We start from the raw sequence: 783 nt of genomic DNA, 5'->3' as shown, positions 1-783 counted from the left end.
CGCGCGCATCGCCGCAATAGCCGGTGCCGGCCGCCACCGTCGCGATGCCGGCGAGCCGCCCGAGGTTCGGCGCGAGGCCCAGCAGGCGGCCGCCTGTGGCATGGCCGAGCGCGAACAGGCGCGCCGCGGGTGCATGGGTGGCCAGGCAATCGAGCGCGGCGGGCAGATCGGCCTCGCCCCATTGGCGCAGCGTCACGCGGTCGGTGTCGGCCACCGCCGTGCGCGAGCCGCCGATGCCGCGGTTGTCGTAGCTGAGCACCGTGAACCCGGCCCCGGCCAGGCTGCGCGCGAACGCGTCATAACGCGCGCGCGGCATGCCGAGCGCGCTGTTGATCAGCACCGCGCGTTCGGGGCTCAGGTGGGGAAGATAGAGCGACCCCGTCAACGGTCGTCCGTCGCGCGCCGCGAACTGGAGAGTTTCGACCGTGATCGCCATCGTCTGCCTCGTCGTGGAAGCGGCTATTGTGCAAGCGAACGACGCGGGCCGCTAGCTCGGTCGCCACGCGGCCGATATTCGGTCGCTGCTCGCCCGATCGCGGTCGATACGCGCGATGCGTCAGCGCGCCCCGGAGGCGACGCGATACCACTGCCAGAACGTGCGCGTGTAGGCCTGCGCCAGTTGCGGCACGTCGCGAAACACGTTCAGCGCGCGCACGGTCATGGCCCCGTCGCCGGCCGTGGTTGGCGGTCGGCTGCCGGCGGGCGGCGTCACGACGGTGTCGATCGCCACGGCGTCGTCCACCACGATGAACGGCGTGCGCGCGCCGGGCCGGCTTGACGCGA

1 protein-coding gene and 1 pseudogene are annotated in these 783 nt (G+C 72.8%); both read right to left on the bottom strand.

All coding sequences use genetic code 11. The features are described 5' to 3' along the window. Positions 1–436: alpha/beta hydrolase (locus tag G3N92_RS34535; protein ID WP_206131940.1), on the bottom strand; the 436-nt coding region annotated here is incomplete at its 3' end. Positions 437–556: 120 nt separating this feature from the next. Then, positions 557–783: pseudogene (locus G3N92_RS34530) on the bottom strand (hypothetical protein); the annotation flags it as partial.

This window comes from Burkholderia sp. Ac-20379 (assembly GCF_017104645.1).
In the GTDB taxonomy this organism is placed as follows: domain Bacteria; phylum Pseudomonadota; class Gammaproteobacteria; order Burkholderiales; family Burkholderiaceae; genus Burkholderia.
Note: the sequence above shows the minus strand (reverse complement) of the source record. Positions and strands in the feature narration are given on the sequence as shown.